We start from the raw sequence: 21,925 nt of genomic DNA, 5'->3' as shown, positions 1-21,925 counted from the left end.
ATCGCTATTTAAATTTAGTAAAATCATTCTATCTTCGTCACCCTATCGCCAGTGAGACTAAATGCCCGCGCTTCTGTAATTTTGACAGGGACGACTTTACCGCGCAATTCTTCAATATCGCCATTAAAAAACGTCAACCGATTGCCTCTAGTCCTGCCCAAAACTTGGTCGGTATTTTTAGCATTGCGTTCTTCCACTAACACCGATTCTACCCGATCGAAATACCGCCCAGATCGCTCGATCGCCGTTTGGGAAACCAGATGATTGATCCGCTGCAACCTGTCGAGTTTGATCTCTTCACTTAATTGATTAGCCCACAATGCCGCAGGTGTATTCGGACGCGGTGAATAAGCCGCCGTGTTTACCATATCGAAACCGACATCGGCAATTAATTCTAACGTCCGCTCGAATTGTTCCTCTGTTTCGCCCGGAAATCCGACGATCGCATCGGCACTAATCGACGCATCGGGCATATACTTACGAATCGTATCGACAATTCGCCGATATTTTTCATGCGTATAACCCCGCGACATTGCCTTGAGAATATCGTTATCGCCCGACTGAAATGGTACGTGAAAATGTTCGCACACCTTGGGCAATTCGGTACAAGCTTTAATCAATCGCTCGGTAAAATAACGCGGATGACTGGTTGCAAACCGAATCCGTTCGATCCCTTCAATATCGTGAATATAGTAGAGTAAGTCAGTGAGTGTATGTGAATGGCGACCTTCGACAGTAGAGCCGGGTAAATCGCGTCCGTAAGCATCGATATTTTGACCCAGCAAGGTTACTTCCTTATATCCCTGACGCGCTAATTCTTTAATTTCTGCCCGAATTGCTTCTGGCGTGCGCGACTGCTCGACACCCCGCACGTTAGGCACCACGCAATAAGTGCAGCGTTCGTTGCAACCATAGATAACATTTACCCACGCTGTGACGCTACTATCGCGACGCGGTTTGGTAATATCTTCGATAATATGGATCGGCTCGGTAGCGACGACCTGAGCACCGCTAAATACCTGCTGTAATAGGTCTTCGAGCCGATTGGCGTGTTGTGGCCCCATAATCAAATCTAGTTCGGGGATGCGGCGCAAAAGGGCTTCTCCTTCTTGCTGGGCAACGCAGCCAGCCATAATCAACACCAAGTCGGGATTATCTTTTTTGCGGCGGGTTTGTTTGCCCAAGTAGGAATAAACTTTCTGTTCGGCTAAATCGCGGATCGTACAAGTATTATAGAGAACGAGATCTGCTGTAAATGGGTCGTCCGACCATTGAAATCCCATATCTTCTAGTATCCCACCCATCCGCTCGGAATCAGCCTTATTCATCTGACAGCCAAAGGTGGTGATGTGATAGCTACGATCGATCGGAGTCATGGTAGAACAGGGTGAATGGGTGGATGGGTGGATGAGCGGATGGGTGGATGAGTGGACGTGTAGATAGTACCGACAATCTAATCCTGTCAATCCTTCAATCCTGATGGGGTTTGTAAATAGTACCAACAACCTAAATCATGTTAATCATGCTAATCATGTGAATCCCAGTCGTTGTTGTGGATTGTCAGGTTGGGCACATTTCGATCGCTGGTGACAGTATATTATAATCGATCTGATGTATGGCGTTTGTCAGAGCGAGAAACATCTTCTTTTGACATACACTGATGTCCATGGTAGGATTGTAGATTGTGTTAACTTTATTCAGATAGACAAGCAATAACCCTTGGCTAACGTAGTCGTAATTGGTGCCCAATGGGGCGATGAAGGAAAAGGAAAAATCACTGACTTATTAAGTAAGTCAGCAGATGTGGTCGTGCGTTACCAAGGGGGTGTCAACGCTGGTCACACTGTAGTCGTAAAAGGTCAAACCTTTAAACTGCACTTAATTCCTTCGGGGATTCTATATCCCGAAACTAAATGTATCATTGGCTGTGGGACAGTCATTGACCCCAAAGTATTGATCGAAGAACTGGATCGACTTGTCGCGCTAAATATCCCTACTGACAAGCTCTTGATTTCCCAGACAGCGCATGTAACGATGCCATATCATCGATCGATCGATCTGGCATCGGAAGAAGTCAGGGGCACTCACAAAATTGGTACGACCGGACGCGGCATCGGGCCGACTTATATGGATAAGTCCGACCGAGTTGGCATTCGGGTACAAGATTTGATGGATGCCGAATCATTCCGCGAACAGGTTGCCTGGACGATCGTTCAAAAAAATGAGATCCTCGAAAAGCTATATAACTTGCCACCGCTCGATCCAGAACAGGTAGCGACCGAATATTTGGGCTATGCCGAACGGTTGCGCCCACATGTAGTCAATACCTCAGTGGAAATATACGAGGCGGTACGCCGTCGTCGCAATATTTTATTTGAAGGTGCCCAAGGGACGCTGCTCGATCTCGATCATGGTACCTACCCTTATGTTACATCATCCAACCCGATCGCGGGTGGAGCTTGTATCGGTACTGGCATTGGCCCGACGACGATCGATCGAGTCATTGGTGTCGCCAAAGCTTATACTACTCGCGTCGGCGAAGGCCCATTCCCCACCGAACTAGAAGATGCTAGCGGCGATATGTTAGGCGAGCGCGGTGCCGAATTTGGCACCACAACTGGCCGCAAACGTCGCTGTGGCTGGTTTGATGGCGTGATCGGTCGGTATGCCGTGCGGATCAATGGTATGGACTGTATGGCCATCACCAAGCTGGATGTTTTGGACGAATTTGACGAGATTCAAGTCTGTGTTGCTTACGAAATTAATGGCGAACGCACTACAGATTTCCCTAACTCCGGACGAGATTTCGCTAAATGCGTCCCCATCTACAAAACCCTCCCCGGTTGGAAGCAGAATACCGCCGACTGTCGATCGCTTGAAGACCTTCCCAAAGCAGCATTAGACTATCTTAAGTTCTTAGCTGACCTAATGGAAGTACCGATTTCGATCGTGTCGCTTGGCCCCAGCCGCGACCAAACCATCATCGTCGAAGACCCGATTCACGGCCCCAAACGGGGACTATTATCGGCTGATGGGACTCCCGTCTAAACCGATAAATCGAATCTAAACTTTAATTAATCTGAAGTTTTAGATTCGATTTATCGCGAACATTTAACCAAATTACTACAACTAAAAACTATGGAAATCTCAGTCGAATTGAAACAACGCGCCGCTGGTACCAAACCTAATGCCTTACGCCGGAGCGGACACATCCCTGTCAATCTTTACGGACACGACGGCGACAAATCTCTACTGCTGACTCTCGATGCCAAGAGCGTTGAGAATTTAATTAAAAAAGCCAGAATTAACAAAACTCCAGTGGAAGTCAGTATCCCCGAATTATCCTGGAAAGGTACGACTGTAATTAAGGAAATTCAAACCCATCCTTGGAAAAATTTTCCGTATCACTTAAGCTTTCACGCAGTTCAGAATTAGGTTTTAGGCTTTAGGTCTTAGTAGTTTTAACTGTAGGGTGGGGAGTTCCCACCATTTAGGTTTCAGACATTATAAATCTGATAATTAATTGTTCTGATAATTAATTGTACCGACATACTTACTATTCTATTGCTGACCCGAATTTCGCAATAAAAAAGGACGATCGAATCGATTGTCCTTTTTTATTATATGTACTAAATCTGAAGTCCAGATGGTGGGGACTGCCGACCCTACTTTCTAATTTCTAAAACTTAAAACCTAATACCTAAAAAGGAACCGCCCAAGACACGGTTAAGTGTCTCAGGCGGGATGTGGTGTGAGGAGTGAACGGAAACATCAGCTTCCGTCGATCTTAATTGTAACAGCACCACCAAAAATCGGGGAGGAAGATCTGGCTCAGATCGGCTGAATTTCGATAGTATTTACAGGTAAATATTTATTACAGCTACAACCTGAATTCTCATTGCTACAGCTCGTTTTGATTCCTCACCTACCAATTGTCCAAACCTACCTCAAAAAGGCCAGTTATTTACCCATACCTAGCTGTTGAGCTTTCTGATATACTTTACCTTCAGTTAAGAGCGAAGGCGCGATCACGACTTCTACTTGCTGCATTTCCTTAATGGTTTTTGCACCAAGAGTACCCATACTAGTTTGTAATGCACCCAGGAGGTTGTGAGTACCGTCGTCTAATTTAGCTGGCCCTCTGAGAATCTGCTCGAGGGAGCCAGTCGTACCGACTTTAATCCGCGTACCTCTGGGTAGAACTGGGCTAGGAGTGGCCATACCCCAGTGAAAACCGCGTCCGGGAGCTTCTGCCGCGCGCGCGAACGGCGAACCAATCATCACACCATCGGCACCACAGGCGATACATTTACAGATATCGCCACCAGTTACCAATCCGCCATCAGCTATCACAGGAATGTACTTACCCGTCTGCTTGAAGAACTCATCTCTGGCCGCTGCACAGTCCGCTACGGCAGTTGCTTGAGGTATGCCGACACCCAACACCCCACGCGAGGTACAAGCCGCTCCAGGGCCGATACCGACGAGGACAGCGGCTGCCCCTGCTTGCATCAATTCGAGCGTAATGTCATAAGTAACGCAGTTGCCCAGTACTACAGGCATTGGCATTTCTGCACAAAATTTAGCCAGATTGAGCGGTTGAATGCCATCTGGAGCCAAAAATTCTGTCGAGACGACAGTCGCTTGAATGAAGAACAGATTCGCGCCTGCTTTAGCCACCGCATCGCCAAATCTCGCCGCTCCCGCAGGAGTCGCACTTACTGCGGCAATCCCACCGCCAGCTTTAATTTCCGCAATGCGGCGTTCGATCAATTCTGGTTTGATGGGTTCGGCATAGAGTTCCTGCATCAGGGTCACAAAACCATCATTCCCAATAGCCGCAATTCGATCGAGAATGGGATTGGGATCTTCATACCGAGTTTGAAGCCCCTCTAAATTGAGTACGCCGAGCGCGCCGAGTTTTGATAACTCAATCGCCATGCGCACGTCAACTACCCCATCCATTGCGCTAGCAATAATCGGAATATCGCGCTTGACGCCACCAATTTGCCAGCTAGTATCTGCCAAACTGGGATCTAGTGTTTTGCCGCTAGGCACTAAGGCTATTTCATCAAAGCCGTATGCTCTCCGAGCTGTTTTCCCTTTCCCAATTTGAATATCCACGATCGCTCCGACCTTCTTCCAAAAAACGTCTTTAAGTAAGCCTAACAAATAGACTGCAACATTTGTTTACTTTTTTACAGTTTTTTCGGTAAATATGAGTATACTCACAGATTGTGTTAGCACAAATATATTAGTGCGAGTGTAGATAGTCGGGTACCCACAAGCGACGCATCGACCTGGAGGTTGTTGGCGTCAAGACAGGGGCACCCCTACAAATTAATGGTGTAGGGGTGCCCCTTGTGGGTGCCCTCATAAATTTACGCCAATTACTAAAACCTAAAACCTAACGCCTAGCGAAACCGCTCTGGATTGAGTTTTTTGGCATCGTTAGTTGACTGTTGACTAGCCGTTGGCGAGCGGAGTTGTGTAGCAGTACCGCCATCTGTAGTCGATAGGAACGGACGCAGATCGATACTATCGCGATTTTGGGTTGGTAGTGAAGTGGAATTATTACCACCCAACACGCCTAAAATATCACCAAATCCACTGTTGCCACCATCGGCAAAGGTACTTACACCTGTAGTTCTTTGACCGCTATCGGCCATGGTTAAGTTCCGAAAAACTGAATCTCTAGTAGAGATGGCGTCTTGTCCTTTGGGTACGGTAAAGACAATCCGACACTCGTCATTGCGTTCGGTAGTGACGCAGACGGTATCGTAGTTATTTTTGAACTCAGTCCGTAGTTCTTTGAGTCCATCGCGACGATATTCTTCCAATCTCCGCGAGATTTCGGTACAGCGTTTGCTGGCATTCCAATTATTACCCATCGTGCTGGGAACTGCCCAAGGATAGCGATCGCCAGGACGATCGATCGGATAATAAGTGACGGTAGACTGATTATTCACCGATTCACATCTAAAGCGAGTCTGATTTCCACCCGATGGCACGCTTGTCTGCGGCGTAGGCGGGCCATATTGCGCCCCAGCACTACTTGCTGTCAATACAGCACCTAAGATGGCCCAGCTCCAAATTTTGAGGGATATTTTCATAGGTTTGATTTCACACTGGGTGAGGATTTAACAGGTGTATCTTGTTAGATTAGGACAGTAGATCGATCGAGAAAGTTCCACCCGATACTTTCGGTAATCACTATCCTAGAGTTCGCGATTTTGCCACTCTAATGCAAACCTATCGATCGCTTGAATGAAGTCATGCTTCCCCTCCATATATGCCTGAATATCAGTTGGATGTTGTCGGGCTAGTTGTTGCTTAAGTTCGCTATATTTACTTGCATCTTCAGGATGAGCGCGCAGGTAATCTCGAAAGGCTAAATGACGATCGATTTGAGCAGAACCAACTTCAAATGTATGAATATGATGCGTTCTAATTCCCTCACTACGATCTTTCCGAAAAAAACGGCGACCCGCTATGCCAAATTCGCCCATTGCAGTATATCCTAATGATTCGATCTCTGGATTTCGATCGTCAACTTGATGAATATCTTCGACTTCAACTAGGATATCGATTATCGGTTTGGCATAAATAGTCTCAATTGACGTACTACCGATATGATGGATCGAGATCGCATTATCGCCAAAGGCGATCGATAATTGTTGTGCTTCATCTGCAAATGCACTCTGCCAATTGCGATCGTGTGGAACGACTTCTACTTTCCTAGTCATAGCTCAAGATTTGCATACACGATGACACCTCTTGCCACCACTTAGAGGATGTCTGAAAACTCAATTCCGTTAAGCTTAAACCCTAGAAAATCCCCCCTAGCCCCCCTTAAAAAGGGGGGAACCGACTCTTAGTCCCCCTTTTTAAGGGGGACTAAGAGTCGCATCGAACGGGAGGTTCCCTCCCGTTTGTGTGCGACAAGACAGGGGGATTTACCCACTGCAAACGAAGCAATTAGACTTTTCAGACATCCTCTAAGGTGGGCGTGATGAGTCCATTCATTTTTGGGTAGCGTACATAACAAAAATGAATCGACAAGCCGATCTGTAGCAGATTGTTGTTTGCTCACAACATCTATCCTCTAAACTGTAGCTATAAACATTGCCATTTGAGTTGGCGAACCTACCACAGGATCTACATCTCCGATCGAGCTAAATTCCAAGCTATATTTATAACGGTCGCCAACCGATTGCGCCCAAGTTTTAAATTCGACCCTTGTCCATTCAAAGCGATGATCGGGATGGCGTAACTTGCCTGTGGGGAGATTCTCAAATTTGACATTATATTCGACATTTGGCGTCGTCACGATCGCAATTTTTGGTTTAGCAAATTCAAATAGTACCCGCTCGAAAGCTATCAATCGATCGAGTTCCATGTGTTCGATAACTTCGATAACTGTCGCTGCGTCGTAACCTGTAATTCTAGCATCGCGATAATTGAGAGAACCTTGAATTAATTGCAGCCTGCCTTTTTGATGCGTGGGTAATTTGTCGAGAACTCGTTCTTGGGCAAATTCTAAAGACTTATAAGTGACATCCATTCCCAAAATTTCTTGGAAAGTTGGCTCTTTAAGTAATAATTTGAGCAGCTTTCCTTCACCGCATCCCAAATCGACAATTTTTTGAACGCCGTTAGCTTTCAAAGCTGCAACGACAGTTTCCATCCGTTGCTGATTGAGACTAATCGGCTTTTCGATGATTTCTTCTTGCGTTTCTAGATCTGATGTTTCTTCAATTACTTCCTCAACTGCAATCTGCGCCAAAGCATCGCGAGTTAAACCGCGCTGACGTTTGAGATAGCGGCTGGTAATTTCCTCTTTGAGCGGATGAGTGCTCAACCAGCCTTCGCCATGACGGAGGAGCTTTTCGATCTCATCTTCGTTGACATAATAGTGCTTGTCATCATCCAAAACGGGAATCATCACATGGAGATGACTGAGCAAATCGCAGAGCTTAATCGTATGACTTAGCTCCACATCAAAATACGAACTGTTACCCCAATCAGGAAACGTTTCATCGAGTGCCAATCGGCGCACGCTAACATCGTAACCTAACGGCTCGAATAAGCCCCGTAAAAAGCCTTCTCGCCCCCGACTGGGTAGCACGGGAATCTTGACAACCAGGGGAATCGGCGTATCGGCGACAGCCTGCTTTTGTTCGCACCTACCCGTCATCGCCGTGCGAAACACTTGAGAAATTGCCACACTTAAGAAAGATGATGCGGCATAGGGTCGATCGCTGACATATGCTTCTAATGTCTGCCTTTTGGCTCCAGCCTTACCTCTGGCGAGATCTACCGGATTGATGTCCAATACCAACGCCGCAGTACATTTAGTATCGCTAGCTTCGGGATAAAAGACTCGCGCGGTACCAAAGGAGAGATTAAATTCCTGACATTTATCGGGATGTTTGAATAACAAATATCCCAAATCTGTAGCAGGTTGATGAGTAGTAGAAATAGTGAGGAGCATGGCAATAATTCTTGTCTAGCCGAATCTATCTCTAATGTAGTCTCGAACCTGCTACAGTAGTCGCTCTAGACGCTGGCGCATGGCATCGAGATCGATTTCGTCATCTTCTGGTTGAGATTGCTTGCGCCCTTCTGGTTGCCAATCTGTCTCTTCAATATGCTGAGAAGGTGGCGTTACCAACATTTCCGCAGTTACCAGGATGCAGTCATAGTCGGAATCTTGACAAAATTCTTCAATTTCTTCAGGATCGATGCCTTCGACTGTCGGCTTAGGGAAATCTTCCGCTTCCAACTGATCGGCATAACGCACGGCATCATCCTCTTGCTCGAACATTAAAATGACATTACGCTCGCCAACCTGAGTTGAATAGATCCCCTCGTTATCAGTTCGCGCATTAAATAATAAGACAAAAACACTCATGGAATTTGTGGTTTGTTATTTGTTACTTAGTCTACGACTATTCACTGAATAATCTCTAGCTTATCCCATCATAAGCTGGAATGGGGTATCGGGGATCGCGACGATCGATTCACCGCCAGCACCAATTGCGGTTAGATCGAACGTCTATCATGCCCTACCATAGTAAGCTAAGGTCTTTGACTCAGAGCGATCGCGATCGCGCAACCACGCCCAAAGCTGATCGCCGATCGAAAAATGCCACCATTCGTCTGGATGACGCGCAAATCCCACATCAGTCATAATTTGACATAAGAGTTGGCGGTGATGGTGATATTGTCGATCGACTGGATCTTGACAGTTAGCAAAATATTCGGGACGCGATCGATCGGACATTTCATCGATTGGGGAACCCATATCTACTAGATTACCACGCTCATCGACGAGGGTAATATCGATCGCCGCTCCGGTGCTGTGTGGTGGGGGTGTCTTGAGATCGAAGCTAGGAATCGCCCAAATTGTATATACATCCTGCCAAATGCGATCGATCTGCACATTAGAAAGTTCTGCTAAATCTAACTTTCGCTGCGCCACTGTTTGATTGAAAGTATAATCCACCATATACTGCTGTACCTCCACCGGACGATAAGCATCAAAAATTTGGATTTGCCAACCGGGATGTATTTGCTGCAATCCGATTTGGGCTTGAATAACTCGATCGAGTACCCCTTGTCGGAGATAATAAGGCGATCGACCCTGATAATCTGCCCCACATTTTAGATATGGATGCGGTGTTTCGATCGCAAATAATTCTAAAGGAATTGCGACTAATGGTTCGTGACATTCTTGAATGGGGACTTGGCGGTAAGGTTTCATGATTAGGCATTAGGCGTTAGACTTTAGATTCTAGCTCTGTGGCTCTGTCGGGTGGGCAGTGCTAGCCTTTTTAATGTGACAAAACAGGATAATAAGTGGACAACTGATGAAAGTTAGTCGATCGACGATCGAGATATCTCTAGAGTAGCTAACTAAGCTGGAAACAGATAGTTACCCCATCTGGTAGAGCGCGAGATTTAGTGCTAACTGTTACGCTGATGCGGGAGCAGTCGCCCAGAAGTTGCTCATTTATTCCCAATCGTGGTCGGTAGACTACTTATCATCTCAAAATTAAACCATGACTCCGAAAGAGAAATTAGAACACATTGTCGAAACCTCATTGTGGACGGTTAGATTTTTGGCAATCGTCCCAGTCATTTTCGGAATCATTAGCGTTTTCTCTTTATTTATCTTAGGTAGTCTGGAAATCTTGACGGTGTTAGGAGAATATCAAAATATTTTTATCGGTAACAAGCTCTCCAGCGATGCTGTCAATAAAATTATGAGTGGAGTTATCGGTGGGATCGACCTTTATCTCATCGGCATCGTTCTGATGATTTTTAGCTTTGGGGTGTACGAATTATTTATCTCAAAAATTGATGTAGCGCGAGAGTCTGATGAGTTAAATATCCTAGAAGTGAGATCGCTCGATCAGCTCAAAGACAAAATTCTTAAAGTTATTGTAGTAGTTCTCGTTGTGAGTTTTTTCAAGCGGGTGATGGAGATCGATGTTAAATCGGTGACAGACATACTATATTTGGCGGTTGCAATTCTATTGATATCAGCTAGCGGTTATTTACTGCGATCGAGCCACGAAAGTTAGCGAGTAAGTAGTTTGACATTATTTATCTAGAACCTCTGGAACTGGATCGTAGCCGCCGGGATGGAAGGGGTGACAGCGACAAATTCGCATTGTGGCTAGATAGCTACCGCGCAGCGCGCCGAAACGATCGATCGCCTCGATTGCGTATTGCGAGCAAGTGGGAGTAAAGCGACAGCTAGGGGGAAATAGAGGTGAGATAAATCGCCGATAAATGCGGATCGATCGAACTAAACTAGTCTTCATCAGAGCGGATTGATGGGGGAAAGCGGTTAATTTCTGCAAATGGCAGTCTGGTCTGGGCTAATCTAGAAGGACGCTGGCGATCGCTAGCCCTTGTCAACTGTCAACCGAGCGATATGCCCACACTTTTTGCAGATTCCAATCTTTGGTGGCGTATTGCCACAGTTCCAGTATATGTTGGCTCGATCGTGCTAACTGCCGAACTCTTGCATCGCTATACAGATACCGCACCCGAACAAGTTCGTAAAGTCGTGCATATCGGTACGGGTAATGTAATTATACTGGCGTGGTTGCTCGATCTACCTGCTTGGGTGGGCATAACTTCTGGAATTTTAGCGGCGATAATTACCTTAATTTCTTATCGCTTACCTATTTTACCCGGTGTAAATAGTGTCGGACGCAAGAGTTTGGGAACATTTTTTTATGCTGTGAGTATTGGCATTGTTACAGCCGTATTTTGGACTTTGGATCTGCCTTACTTTGGTGTAATTGGCATTCTAATTATGGCTTGGGGTGACGGTTTAGCAGCAATTATCGGCCAAAGATTTGGCAAACATCCCTATACGATCTTAGGCAATACTAAAAGCTGGGAAGGAACATTGACAATGCTAATAGTGAGTTATGCGATCGTGTCACTGGTACTACTAACAGTCCATGGTAATACTTGGCAAACCTGGGTAGTCGGAATCCCGGTGGCAATTGTAGCTACAGGTGTCGAATCGATCGCGCAATGGGGTCTAGATAATCTGACTGTACCTCTAAGTAGTGCGGGTTTGGCATTTTTAGTCGATCGATTTCTAGCTGGTTCCTCTCATTTATAGAACGCATTTGAGATCTTTTTAGATCCTGGTGGTGGAGGGTGGGTTTTGTCCGATGTCGAACAGTAATATCGACATTAAATTGCATAAACCCACCCCTACAGATCCAAAAAACGAACAGACTATTATTCAGATCGATCGAAATGAAAGAGCGGCGCGCGGGTATCGAAAGGCAATCGTCCGCCTACTGGCAACAAGAATGCATGAGCGCGGCGGATAGTGAGTGAATCGCACTCACCATCGGTAATAACTAAAATCGGCGCATCCTTGGGGAAATTCTCAGCCGCCTCTAATCGCGCGATCGCAGGCATCAATACCGTACCGCCTCTACCTTTAACCTCCACCGTTTCCAGCAAGCGTTCTGGCTCCACATAACCCATATCGTGAATCCCCGCATCGCATTGGATGACTCGCACCTGCGGTACCTCTCGACTCAAAGCATAACTAGCGATCGCACCCAACCCCCTCGCCAACGTGCCACTATCCATCGAGCCAGAAGTATCTAGAACCACCCCAAAAGTCCGCGCCGCCATTAGCTCCAACGGTTTGATATAAACAGCACGCGGAATATCGGGAGTCGATGATTGACGGCGACTAGCCCGCGCAAAACTCCGCCGCGCCGCAATCGGTGGAAAATAATTATCCAACCATTGTCCCAGCTTGACATCCCACGGAATCGGCGGTTGCGAAATCGACTTAATTTCCTCCACCAGATCCCCAGGCAAAAAACCGCGCTTAACCTGCGCCATTTGCAAATCTAACCCATCTGCCAGCGCGCGACGATAAAAAGTATCCAAATCGCAACCAGCACCCGTCCACCACGAAGGAGGACGCTCTGAGAGCAGATCGCTTTTCCCAGTCCCCCGCAAAGTGCGCTCCTTCTTCAAACGGCGCATCAGGCGCAGATCTTTGACAATCCGATCGTACAAAGCCTCCGCCGATTCATGCTCGAAACCCAAACCCAGATCCAGCATTAAAGATGGCGTGGGAAGCTCCCCGATCCCCATTTCCACCAGCCAAGCATTAATCACATAATCGCAAGCAATATTCCACAAAAATCGATCGCGTCCCTGTTGCCGTTCCTCATGGCGCAAACCCACATGCAGCAACTCGTGCGCCACCACAAACTGAAGCTGCGGATAAGTCCAGGGAAACTTAGGATTGATATAAATCCGCTGAATTTCGGTATTCACAGCAGCTAAAGAGATATCCATCTGCTGACATAAATCTGCATCCTCAACAATCTCAAACGTCGCCGCCAAAGACGCCAACAGCGGATAATTTGCCACAAACCACCGCCGCGCTCTTTCCGCCAGCGAATTAGCATTGCGCGTCGTCTGGCGCGATCGATCGCCCGCAGTTTCCACCGCCTTAATTACCGCATTCCGAATGCCATTAGCAAACGCATCACTATGTTTTTGCCGGAATGCGGCGGTAAAAGGTTGCACCTCTGGAGCGATGCTCCAACTGGGTTCGCTACCAGCAGTGCTGAGATTGCCATACTTCGCCCGTGCAGCCACCAAATCGCGCCCCAATAACTCCGCCAGATCTGCCAGATTTTGGGCGGGTAGCGGCAACCCTAGCGAATGAATCGGTTCGCCCACCGCGATTTGCTTGAGCCAATCTACCACAATCAGTTCGCAAGCCAACCGCCACCCCTCATCCACCCGCACCGGATCGACATGATTGAAAGCAATATGTAAATGACACTGCGCGATCGCATACGCCCATTCACCCCCACTCGCCCGCTGCCAAGGATTCAACTCGATCGACATCATCGGCTCTTTATCGTAACCATTCTTCACCAAAATCCGCGCATACCCATCGCGATCGAAATTCTGTCCCATCGTCGTACTCGCAAAACGATCGATAAACGCAAAAATCGGATGGTTGTGCAAGATTCCCAATCCATCCTGAATTGCAGCAAGGTTCTGTTGTGGCGGACGTTTTGCACTCATCGTGGGGTTGGGAGTTGGGAGTTGGGAGCGGGGAGCGGGGAGCAGGTAGCGGGGAGCGGGGAGTGGGGAGAGGGGGAGAGTGGGAGAGGGGGAGAGGGGGAGAGTGGGGAGAGTGGGGAGCGCACAGCGCGGAACGGAGAAGATGGAAACCAATACAGATCTATGTGTAGGGGAGGGCTTCGTGCTCAACCCATTTAACAAAGCACTAGTCCAACCCTACCCCGTAGCAACTAAGTCAAACCGACCCAGATTAAACTAAGACAGACAACCTACATACGCAGGGGAGTTTGAGGGGCGGCGACCGAAATCGCGCTGAGGTCTCCTCAGCGTGCGTTTCGGTCAAGACGCGTCCCGCCCCTCAACGGGGGGTCTGGGGGTCGGCACCCCCAGATCCGGGTTCTCCCAGCACCAGCAACCAAAGACTAAGCACATATATAACCAATAACCTACCGTTGCATCGCCAACCTCGGCAACGCCCGCGCCAACTCGATCGTATACCAAGCAGGCAAAGTCGCACCTCCTTCAGTCTCCGTCACCACCAACTGCGCCAACTCCGTCGAAACCCTCGCCAGCAATACAATTAACTCCTTACACCGATTAGCCAACTCACGCGTCTCCCGCCGTACCTTCGACTCATCCTCCGGTAACTCCTTAATCAATCGATCGCGTAACTGTTGCGTCAGAAAATAGAGAATATCCCGCTCCTCCGGCTTCTCCGGCCAACTAGCATCCCCCTTAATTATCGCCGATAGATCGTGCGCCCGCTCACGCAACTTTACAAACGCCACAAACTGCTGCGCGTGGCTCGGAGTCAACAACCCAGTCGAGATCGTCCTAATTTCCTCCACCGTCGCCGAACTCCCATACGAATGCAGTGCCCGCGAGAGCATTTCCCAAGCACGCGGCGTCGAAAAAGTCTCCTCATGCTTGGGTGGCTTCGACCACAAATGGTCGGAACGATTGCCGATATAAGAGACTACCAACTCATGAATATCGGCACTTCCAGCCCAATTTAGCCAGTCCTTAGCCGATACCCGCAATTGAACGTGCAGCAATCGATTGATTAACGCCGAAGATAGAGGGCGCGTAATTGCCGCATCTTCGGCACGATTTCCCGCCCCAATCACGATCGTACCTGGTGGTAATTCATACTCCCCAATTCGGCGATCGAGAATCAGCGAGTAAAATGCCTTTTGAACCTCTTGCGAACAGGCATTGAGTTCGTCTAAAAACAAGCAATAGGGCTTATCTTGCGCGATCGTCGTCGGCGGACAAAACCTCGATTTACCATCCACAATCTGCGGTACGCCAATAATATCTTCCGGCGCGAGTTGAGAACCGAGTAACGAAATACACGACAACCCCACCGATTCAGCAAACTCCCTCACCAGTGCCGATTTCCCAATTCCTGGTGGACCCCAAATGAACACGGGTAACACTGGCGCGACATTGAGTAAAAAGGGCGCGAGTTGAGATGGAGTCAGACTGGGAGCAGATTGCATAACGGGAGACGAGGGGACGGGGAGACGGGGGGACGGGGAGACGGGGAGGCGAGAGGACGGGGGGACGGGGAGACTGGGAGACTAGGCGGATTTTCTTCTCAATCCAAAATCCAAAATCCTGTCTTGTCTCGCATAATCCGGGAGGGAACCTCCCGGCTGCGAGCCGCAAAATCCAAAATCCAAAATCCAAAATCCATTACCCATTACCTTCTACCCATCCCCTACCCCTATTTCCTAAAAAGAGCCAATCCCTCGTAAAATAGTTGAGACAAGAGCTGTATAGATTGTCCCTCCATCCTCTAGCACTAATGACTACCCACCAGGAAATTTCTCACCCCGCTACCTTCGATTTGGTAGCTTATCTCACCGAGCGTCAGCCGCAGATCGAAGCAGCCTTAGACGCGGCGATTCGTCCTGGCTACCCAGACACGATCTATGATGCGATGAGGTACTCACTACTAGCTGGTGGTAAGCGGCTGCGCCCGATGTTATGCCTTGCTAGTTGCGAACTGATTGGGGGTAGTCTGGATTCCGTGATGCCAATGGCTTGCGCGCTCGAAATGGTGCATACCATGTCACTGATCCACGACGATCTACCAGCAATGGATGATGATGATTATCGGCGGGGTAAGCTGACAAATCATAAAGTCTATGGTGAAGATATTGCAATCCTTGCGGGGGATGGCTTGCTGGCTTATTCATTCGAGTATATCGCGACTCAGACTCAGGGCGTCAGTGCCGATCGAGTACTCAAAGCGATCGCGCATTTAGCCAAAGCTGTCGGTGCTAACGGTTTAGTCGGCGGACAAGTAGTCGATCTCGAATCCGAAGGCAAACCGGATATATCTGTCGAAACACTCACCTATATTCATAACCACAAAACAGGTGCCCTGCTCAAAGCTTGCGTCGTCTGCGGGGCAATCCTCGCTGGAGCCACCGAAGCACAGCTCGAAAAACTGTCTAAATTCGCCCACAATATCGGTTTGGCATTCCAAATTATCGATGATATTCTCGATATCACCGCCACCCAAGCCGAACTTGGCAAAACCGCAGGCAAAGACATTCAAGCTCAAAAAGCGACCTATCCCAAACTCTGGGGATTAGAAGAATCCAAACGCCAAGCTGATAAACTAGTGGCAGAGGCTAAAGCTATTTTGGCCGAATTTGGCGATCGAGCGCGTCCGCTCCAGGCTCTTGCCGACTACATTACCGATCGCAAAAATTAACTTAGTTATTGAAACGAGCTTTTCGATTCTAATTCTGACTCTTAACCAGCTCTTTTCTGTGGTACTTATTAGATATTGCTTCAGTTGTTTACTTATTCTAGGTTATTTACGTGGTTAGTCAGACAACCTCTGCGATCGATGACATCAGTCAGATTCTCGACAACCGGATTTTATTAGTGGCGGTTGCTGCTTGTCTAATCGCTCAGGTTCTCAAACTGATTATCGATACAATTCAAAATGGTAAATTTAGCGTCAAAGTTTTGACAACTACAGGTGGAATGCCGAGCGCGCATTCTGCACTAGTTACCGCGTTAGCTGCTGGCGTCGGTGAAGTTTTGGGCTGGAAAAGTCCAGAATTTGCGATCGCGACAATTTTTGCGATCGTGGTGATGTACGATGCGGCTGGAGTTCGTCAGGCGGCAGGCAAACAAGCGCGCATCCTCAATCAAATGATGGACGAATTGTTCTCAGAGGATCATAAGTTTAATGAAGAAAAACTCAAGGAATTACTCGGACACACGCCAGTACAAGTAATCGCTGGCTCGATCTTAGGCATAGTCGTAAGTTGGCTATTTTTAGGAATTCAGCAAATACCCTAAAATAATTTGCTCGATAACTACCTCAGCAGGGACAATAAGATAGATATCCTGCCGCAATCCTTGCAATGATTTTCCCCAGTTTCGATCGATTCAGTCAGCTAGCTAGCCAAGGCAACTTTATCCCCCTGTATCAAGAATGGGTTGCCGATCTCGATACGCCCGTCTCGGCATGGCATAAAGTCTGTGCGGGTCAGCCCTATAGCTTCTTGCTCGAATCCGTCGAAGGTGGGGAGACTGTAGGACGCTATAGTTTTCTGGGGTGCAATCCCTTATGGGTGTTAGAAAATCGTGGCGATGTCACCACGCAAACGCACCGCGATGGCACCGTCACGACATTTACAGGCGATCCGTTTCAGACATTGGCCGACTGCTTAGAACCTTACAAACCCGTCAAACTCCCGCAACTTCCCGGCGGGATTGGGGGTTTATTTGGCTTCTGGGGTTACGAATTGATGAAATGGATCGAATCTAGAGTTCCGATCCATCCAGCTACCGCTGAAGACCTGCCAGATGGCTTGTGGATGCAAGTCGATCATCTGATCGTCTTCGATCGAGTCAAGCGCAAAATTTGGGCGATCGCGTATGCCGATTTGCAAGGTTGTAATGGCGATCTGGAACTTGCTTATACTCAGGCGTGCGATCGAATTAATACCTTAGTTGCCAAACTCCAACAACCGCTGACACCCAAATTCCTAGAGTGGACGCCACCCCAACCCAGCCCCGCACTCACCGAACTTCCCGCTGCCTATACCAGCAATACTTCCAAGGCGGAATTCTGCGCGAATGTGGAAAAAGCTAAGGCACATATTACCGCAGGCGATATTTTCCAAGTCGTCGTCTCCCAACGCTTATCCACAGGTTATACAGGCGATCCGTTCGATTTATATCGATCGTTAAGCTTAGTCAATCCATCGCCCTATATGGCTTATTTTAACTTTGGGGATTGGCAAATTATCGGTTCTAGTCCCGAAGTAATGGTGAGAGCCGATCGCAATTATGATGGCACGCTCAAAGCCACCCTGCGCCCCCTTGCTGGTACCCGACGGCGCGGACAAACCCCCCAAGAGGATGAAGCTCTAGGACTCGAATTGCTGGCAGATACCAAAGAAGTCGCCGAACATGTAATGTTGGTAGACTTGGGACGCAACGATTTGGGGCGCGTCTGTGCCAGTGGTACAGTAGTAGTCGATAAATTAATGACAGTCGAGCGATATTCCCATGTGATGCACATCGTTAGCAATGCTATCGGACAACTCGCACCAGGTAAAACCGCCTGGGATTTGCTCAAAGCCTGTTTCCCCGCAGGGACAGTCAGCGGCGCACCCAAAATCCGCGCGCTAGAAATCATCCACAATTTAGAAGGCTGTCGGCGGGGTGCTTATTCGGGCGTTTATGGCTACTATGATTTTGAAGGGCAACTCAATACAGCAATTACCCTCCGCACGATGGTGGTGCGTCCCGACGGACAGGGAAATCATACCGTGTCCGTGCAAGCTGGTGCAGGATTGGTTGCCGATTCCGATCCGGTGACAGAATACGAGGAAACTTTAAATAAAGCCAGAGGATTGCTCGAAGCAATTCGCTGTTTGGTGACGCGGTAATAGTCGCTCTCGATCGATCGCATCTTGAATCAGTTTAACTATATTAGTGCTTAGTGTAGATCCAGGGTACCCACAAGGGGTACCCCTACAGGTTAATTGTGTGGGTGTCCCGATCTCGATCGCGCTGAAGGTACGGATAACTACCAACCGATTCGCGAAATTATCGGTTCTAATGGTAGTACGAGCCTATTGTTGTAGCCGATCGCGTTGTGTGAGTGAGTCAGATCGTCGATCGAGCGGATGAGATTGCACTACTATCCAAATTCGCTCGATCGATTATTAATGAGAACAACTGGCAAAATTCATCAGATCTAGTGAGGTTGTAAAAGATGTCCTCGATCGCGCCAATTTTAGAACGTAACACGGGTAAAATCCGATTTGGAGTCGATGATGTCAAACCTGCTGTCGATCGATTACCGACGATATTTGCCCGCTCTCAATTCGAGCAAATTCTGACGACGCCGTTGCTAGCATTCAGTCACGAAGATACATTTGAGACGATCGCCGCTCGTGAGATTCATCCATTAGCATTAGCAGTACATACTGCCTTTAGCGAACATCGTCCGTTAGTACTGACACCCGATATTATTTGGTTGACGATCGCCCAGGGATTGGCTCAACATATTAATAATCATGCGGCAGAATTACGCGCTAATTTTGTCAGCCATCAGGGTAAAGAGAAACTGGTAGCCGAAATTGATAATCTACCCACTTTACCGACACAATGGGCAGAAATTATCGAACAGTGGACATTGCAGTTACGCGATCGAGTCGGTGCAGATGTCTATCGATTGATGGAGTGCAATTTTAGTACCACTACGTCAATTACGCGCATTGCCAGCCATGTGGTGATGATGGATGCTTTTCAGAAATACTTTGACTTTGTGGTGATGTGCGTGTGTGGGATTCCAGAGATTTCGCTACTCGGAACGGTAGCAGATTGGCAGAGTATTTACGATCGCGTGGCGAGTTTAGAACGGTACAATTTGGGCTGGTGGACGGCTCGATTGCTGCCAATTTGTCAGGAATTTATTAATACAGCGGTGGGTAAACCCGATCGAGATTTTTGGCAATGTATTTATAAACCGCAGCCAGTTTATGGAGCTGAATATATGACGGGTTGGCTGGCGGATCTATTTCCATATCTTCGCCATGGAGTTACCAAATCTCCCACCCTTCGCAATCACATATTAGCTCTCGATCGCTGTGAATTACCACCTAAAGAGGGTGATGAAGATCGACTCGCATTTTTGTTTGGACGACCGAATAATGGAGTCGCGCTGACAGCTTTACCACTGGGAATATCTCAAGTTGATTTTAAACTTACAGATCGCAGTACCACTTTAGAACTAGAATTAATCGGCGGATTTATCGGTATCCATCAAGATTCACAGGGAATATTACAGCCGGAAATTGGTTGGGGCGTGAGAGAACAAACTGACGGTTTCAGTCAATTACTCGATCGCATTCAACAAGAACATCAGACCGAACCGCCGCTCGATTGGTCGAGTACGCGGTTTGATTCGATCCCACGCGAATTGGTGCAAATGCTGGAGCGATTTGATGGAGCAAATCTTTATGTCGATCGCGATCGGGCTTGGCGCATTTTACCAGCTCATTTGTGGGTGGAGTATTGCAAATACGACGACAAATTACCAGCCAATTTTTGTTACTTTGTCATCAATCCGGTTATAGATCTTAGCGACGGTCGCTCGATCGCCTATAACTTTAATTTTCGTTCTCAAAAATGTTGGTTTCTAGTTGGTAACAAAGAGGACGAATTTGCCAGTTCTAAGCTCATTGCCACTAGCGCGATCGAATTATTCGAGCGAATTCTAGCAGCAGATGGAGCTTACTATTTTGACGATCCTAATTTTCAACATTCGATCGATATCTAAATGGTATTTACATTGATATCGCTAGAATTTTGCCCAGATCCAACCGAAATCAACCCCAAAGTAATGCTAAAAAATACGCATGATATCGCGATCGTTGTATTGACTAATTCGTTGTATCTTCCATCATTATTAGGAATGCGCTTGACCCACCTACGAGTTAATTGTTGACCGATTAAACCGATCGAACCAACAAATCCGATGACGATCGCCGCAAATACAGTATTTGGAAGCTCGTAAAGCCAGAATAAATTCATTATAAAATTACCGATTGAGATTGGCAATTTTATGTACAAAGGCATTATTTTACCATCCTCCCAGACCTAGCACCATAATTGCCAATTCCACTATGATTAATGTAGCGATCGTCGATCGAGAATGCCCGCCAAAGATCGCATTCGATCGTCTCATAGCAGCATTTAAAACTCATGGCAAATTATGAATCAGCAACAAATTTCCAGCCACGCAGCTTCAATTGGTGGTGTCTATGAGGTATGTATTGGCGTGCCAGAACCGCTGGCAGCGATTCAATATTGGCAGCAATTTGGCTATCGGATCGATCGAATTGGCGAGCTATCGGCACCAGCAGCCCAGCAATTATATGGCGTAAATTCTGGCTTGCGATCGATTCGCCTCGCTCATCAACATGCCGATTGTGGCTTAATTCGGTTGATGGTGTGGGATGCACCTACCAACGATGGTTTGGGGCTAGAGTCGATGAAAGTTAAGGGCAATCGCTGGGCAACCACCCTTACAGCAGATGTCTTAAATATCGCCAATCATGCCGCCGAAGCCGCTAAAGCAGATTTGCCGATTAAATCTACCATTCCGCACTGGGAAATTATCTATCACAAAGAGCGCGCCAGCCGCCCATTTCTCGATCCTGCCATTGGCGTGCGCGAAATGTTATTAATCCAACCATTAGCCAGACAAGTTTTATTTCAACGGTTTGGTTATACCATGCCGCATTACGGACAAATTAACCAAACCGCAGCATTTCAAACCAGTCAATTTACCCACATGGGGATGGTAATTCAGGACGATAGCAAACAAACACTGAAATTTTATGAAGAAGTTTTGGGTTTATTGCGAGTGCGAGATGATATCGAAACTAGTTATGAATCATCATTAGCCGGACGCGAGATTTTCGATCTAGCACCGGGCGAAAAGTTTTTTGTCACTGCTTTTGACGAGCCGAGGTCTTCTCCAACCGACTTTTTGGCAGCACGTCCGGGGCGATTGTATATTATTAGATTTCCCGATTCTTTAGTATTAAAGGAGCGGTTCGATCGAGCTAAACCAGGTTGTTTGGGAATGTGTTTGTACACTTACCAGGTGAATGGATTGAACGAATATCTCGATCGACTTAAAGCGAGTCAAGCTAAAAATATTACTGAGATAGTTACTAATGAATTTGGCGAAAGTAGTTTATCTTTTATAGCTCCAGATGGCTATGTTTGGACATTGCTGTCATCTTAATAACCTCCTCCAAACACA

The 21,925-nt window shown here is 47.4% G+C and carries 20 protein-coding genes; 9 read left to right on the top strand and 11 right to left on the bottom strand.

Features of this window, described 5'->3' with window-relative positions; all coding sequences use genetic code 11:
- Positions 1 to 23 precede the first annotated feature (23 nt).
- Entirely contained in the window at positions 24 to 1,376 is a 1,353-nt protein-coding gene (gene miaB / locus CHA6605_RS12735) for a tRNA (N6-isopentenyl adenosine(37)-C2)-methylthiotransferase MiaB (RefSeq protein WP_015159850.1), read from the bottom strand.
- Between the two features lie 343 nt (positions 1,377 to 1,719).
- Here miaB and CHA6605_RS12730 point away from each other — a divergent pair, with 343 nt between their 5' ends.
- On the top strand, positions 1,720 to 3,048 hold the full coding sequence (locus tag CHA6605_RS12730) for an adenylosuccinate synthase (RefSeq protein ID WP_015159849.1): 1,329 nt from the start codon (positions 1,720 to 1,722) through the stop codon (positions 3,046 to 3,048).
- Positions 3,049 to 3,138: 90 nt separating this feature from the next.
- On the top strand, positions 3,139 to 3,435 hold the full coding sequence (rplY, locus tag CHA6605_RS12725; RefSeq protein ID WP_015159848.1) for a 50S ribosomal protein L25: 297 nt from the start codon (positions 3,139 to 3,141) through the stop codon (positions 3,433 to 3,435).
- 525 nt (positions 3,436 to 3,960) lie between these two features.
- On the opposite strand, the gene CHA6605_RS12720 is transcribed toward rplY, so the two are convergent.
- From CHA6605_RS12720 to CHA6605_RS12695, 6 genes are all read right to left on the bottom strand, one after another.
- A complete protein-coding gene (locus tag CHA6605_RS12720) occupies positions 3,961 to 5,124 on the bottom strand; it encodes a GuaB3 family IMP dehydrogenase-related protein (protein ID WP_015159847.1) in 1,164 nt (387 codons plus the stop codon).
- Between the two features lie 290 nt (positions 5,125 to 5,414).
- Complete coding sequence (locus tag CHA6605_RS12715) at positions 5,415 to 6,113, bottom strand: COP23 domain-containing protein (protein ID WP_015159846.1); 699 nt, start codon at positions 6,111 to 6,113, stop codon at positions 5,415 to 5,417.
- 105 nt (positions 6,114 to 6,218) lie between these two features.
- Positions 6,219 to 6,746, bottom strand: coding sequence for a GrpB family protein (locus CHA6605_RS12710; protein WP_015159845.1), 528 nt, complete (start codon positions 6,744 to 6,746; stop codon positions 6,219 to 6,221).
- A gap of 359 nt (positions 6,747 to 7,105) precedes the next feature.
- Positions 7,106 to 8,494 carry a 3' terminal RNA ribose 2'-O-methyltransferase Hen1 gene (locus CHA6605_RS12705; RefSeq protein ID WP_015159843.1) on the bottom strand — a complete coding sequence of 463 codons (1,389 nt, stop codon included), beginning with the start codon at positions 8,492 to 8,494 and terminating at the stop codon, positions 7,106 to 7,108.
- Positions 8,495 to 8,545: 51 nt separating this feature from the next.
- Complete coding sequence (locus CHA6605_RS12700) at positions 8,546 to 8,914, bottom strand: DUF3110 domain-containing protein (protein ID WP_015159842.1); 369 nt, start codon at positions 8,912 to 8,914, stop codon at positions 8,546 to 8,548.
- Between the two features lie 147 nt (positions 8,915 to 9,061).
- Positions 9,062 to 9,766: a M15 family metallopeptidase gene (locus CHA6605_RS12695; RefSeq protein WP_015159841.1), complete on the bottom strand. Its 705-nt coding sequence runs from the start codon at positions 9,764 to 9,766 to the stop codon at positions 9,062 to 9,064.
- A 298-nt stretch (positions 9,767 to 10,064) separates the two neighbouring features.
- On the opposite strand from CHA6605_RS12695, the gene CHA6605_RS12690 reads away from it, so the two are divergent.
- Positions 10,065 to 10,589 carry a YqhA family protein gene (locus CHA6605_RS12690; protein WP_015159840.1) on the top strand — a complete coding sequence of 175 codons (525 nt, stop codon included), beginning with the start codon at positions 10,065 to 10,067 and terminating at the stop codon, positions 10,587 to 10,589.
- Positions 10,590 to 10,607: 18 nt separating this feature from the next.
- Here CHA6605_RS12690 and yidD read toward each other — a convergent pair whose 3' ends face one another.
- Complete coding sequence (gene yidD / locus CHA6605_RS12685; protein WP_015159839.1) at positions 10,608 to 10,832, bottom strand: membrane protein insertion efficiency factor YidD; 225 nt, start codon at positions 10,830 to 10,832, stop codon at positions 10,608 to 10,610.
- Between the two features lie 113 nt (positions 10,833 to 10,945).
- Here yidD and CHA6605_RS12680 point away from each other — a divergent pair, with 113 nt between their 5' ends.
- A complete protein-coding gene (locus CHA6605_RS12680; protein ID WP_015159838.1) occupies positions 10,946 to 11,650 on the top strand; it encodes a diacylglycerol/polyprenol kinase family protein in 705 nt (234 codons plus the stop codon).
- Positions 11,651 to 11,772: 122 nt separating this feature from the next.
- Here CHA6605_RS12680 and CHA6605_RS12675 read toward each other — a convergent pair whose 3' ends face one another.
- Both CHA6605_RS12675 and CHA6605_RS12670 read right to left on the bottom strand, forming a co-directional pair.
- Positions 11,773 to 13,758 (bottom strand): vWA domain-containing protein, encoded by a 1,986-nt coding sequence (locus CHA6605_RS12675; RefSeq protein ID WP_157259976.1) that lies wholly within the window; start codon positions 13,756 to 13,758, stop codon positions 11,773 to 11,775.
- A 293-nt stretch (positions 13,759 to 14,051) separates the two neighbouring features.
- On the bottom strand, positions 14,052 to 15,107 hold the full coding sequence (locus tag CHA6605_RS12670; protein ID WP_015159836.1) for an AAA family ATPase: 1,056 nt from the start codon (positions 15,105 to 15,107) through the stop codon (positions 14,052 to 14,054).
- A gap of 308 nt (positions 15,108 to 15,415) precedes the next feature.
- On the opposite strand from CHA6605_RS12670, the gene crtE reads away from it, so the two are divergent.
- The 4 genes from crtE (at position 15,416) to CHA6605_RS12650 (ending at position 20,431) form a co-directional block, all read left to right on the top strand.
- Positions 15,416 to 16,333 carry a geranylgeranyl diphosphate synthase CrtE gene (gene crtE / locus CHA6605_RS12665; protein WP_015159835.1) on the top strand — a complete coding sequence of 306 codons (918 nt, stop codon included), beginning with the start codon at positions 15,416 to 15,418 and terminating at the stop codon, positions 16,331 to 16,333.
- A 134-nt stretch (positions 16,334 to 16,467) separates the two neighbouring features.
- Positions 16,468 to 16,932, top strand: coding sequence for a divergent PAP2 family protein (locus tag CHA6605_RS12660; RefSeq protein WP_041549259.1), 465 nt, complete (start codon positions 16,468 to 16,470; stop codon positions 16,930 to 16,932).
- 65 nt (positions 16,933 to 16,997) lie between these two features.
- Positions 16,998 to 18,533: an anthranilate synthase component I family protein gene (locus CHA6605_RS12655; RefSeq protein ID WP_015159833.1), complete on the top strand. Its 1,536-nt coding sequence runs from the start codon at positions 16,998 to 17,000 to the stop codon at positions 18,531 to 18,533.
- Positions 18,534 to 18,862: 329 nt separating this feature from the next.
- Positions 18,863 to 20,431: a DUF4419 domain-containing protein gene (locus CHA6605_RS12650; protein ID WP_015159832.1), complete on the top strand. Its 1,569-nt coding sequence runs from the start codon at positions 18,863 to 18,865 to the stop codon at positions 20,429 to 20,431.
- On the opposite strand, the gene CHA6605_RS12645 is transcribed toward CHA6605_RS12650, so the two are convergent.
- Entirely contained in the window at positions 20,428 to 20,685 is a 258-nt protein-coding gene (locus CHA6605_RS12645) for a hypothetical protein (protein ID WP_015159831.1), read from the bottom strand. The two genes, CHA6605_RS12650 and CHA6605_RS12645, sit on opposite strands and share 4 nt — an antisense overlap.
- Before the next feature lie 181 nt (positions 20,686 to 20,866).
- Here CHA6605_RS12645 and CHA6605_RS12640 point away from each other — a divergent pair, with 181 nt between their 5' ends.
- Entirely contained in the window at positions 20,867 to 21,907 is a 1,041-nt protein-coding gene (locus tag CHA6605_RS12640) for a hypothetical protein (protein WP_015159830.1), read from the top strand.
- Positions 21,908 to 21,925: the final 18 nt, after the last annotated feature.

It is taken from the genome of Chamaesiphon minutus PCC 6605 (assembly GCF_000317145.1).
Classification (GTDB): domain Bacteria; phylum Cyanobacteriota; class Cyanobacteriia; order Cyanobacteriales; family Chamaesiphonaceae; genus Chamaesiphon; species Chamaesiphon minutus.
Note: the sequence above shows the minus strand (reverse complement) of the source record. Positions and strands in the feature narration are given on the sequence as shown.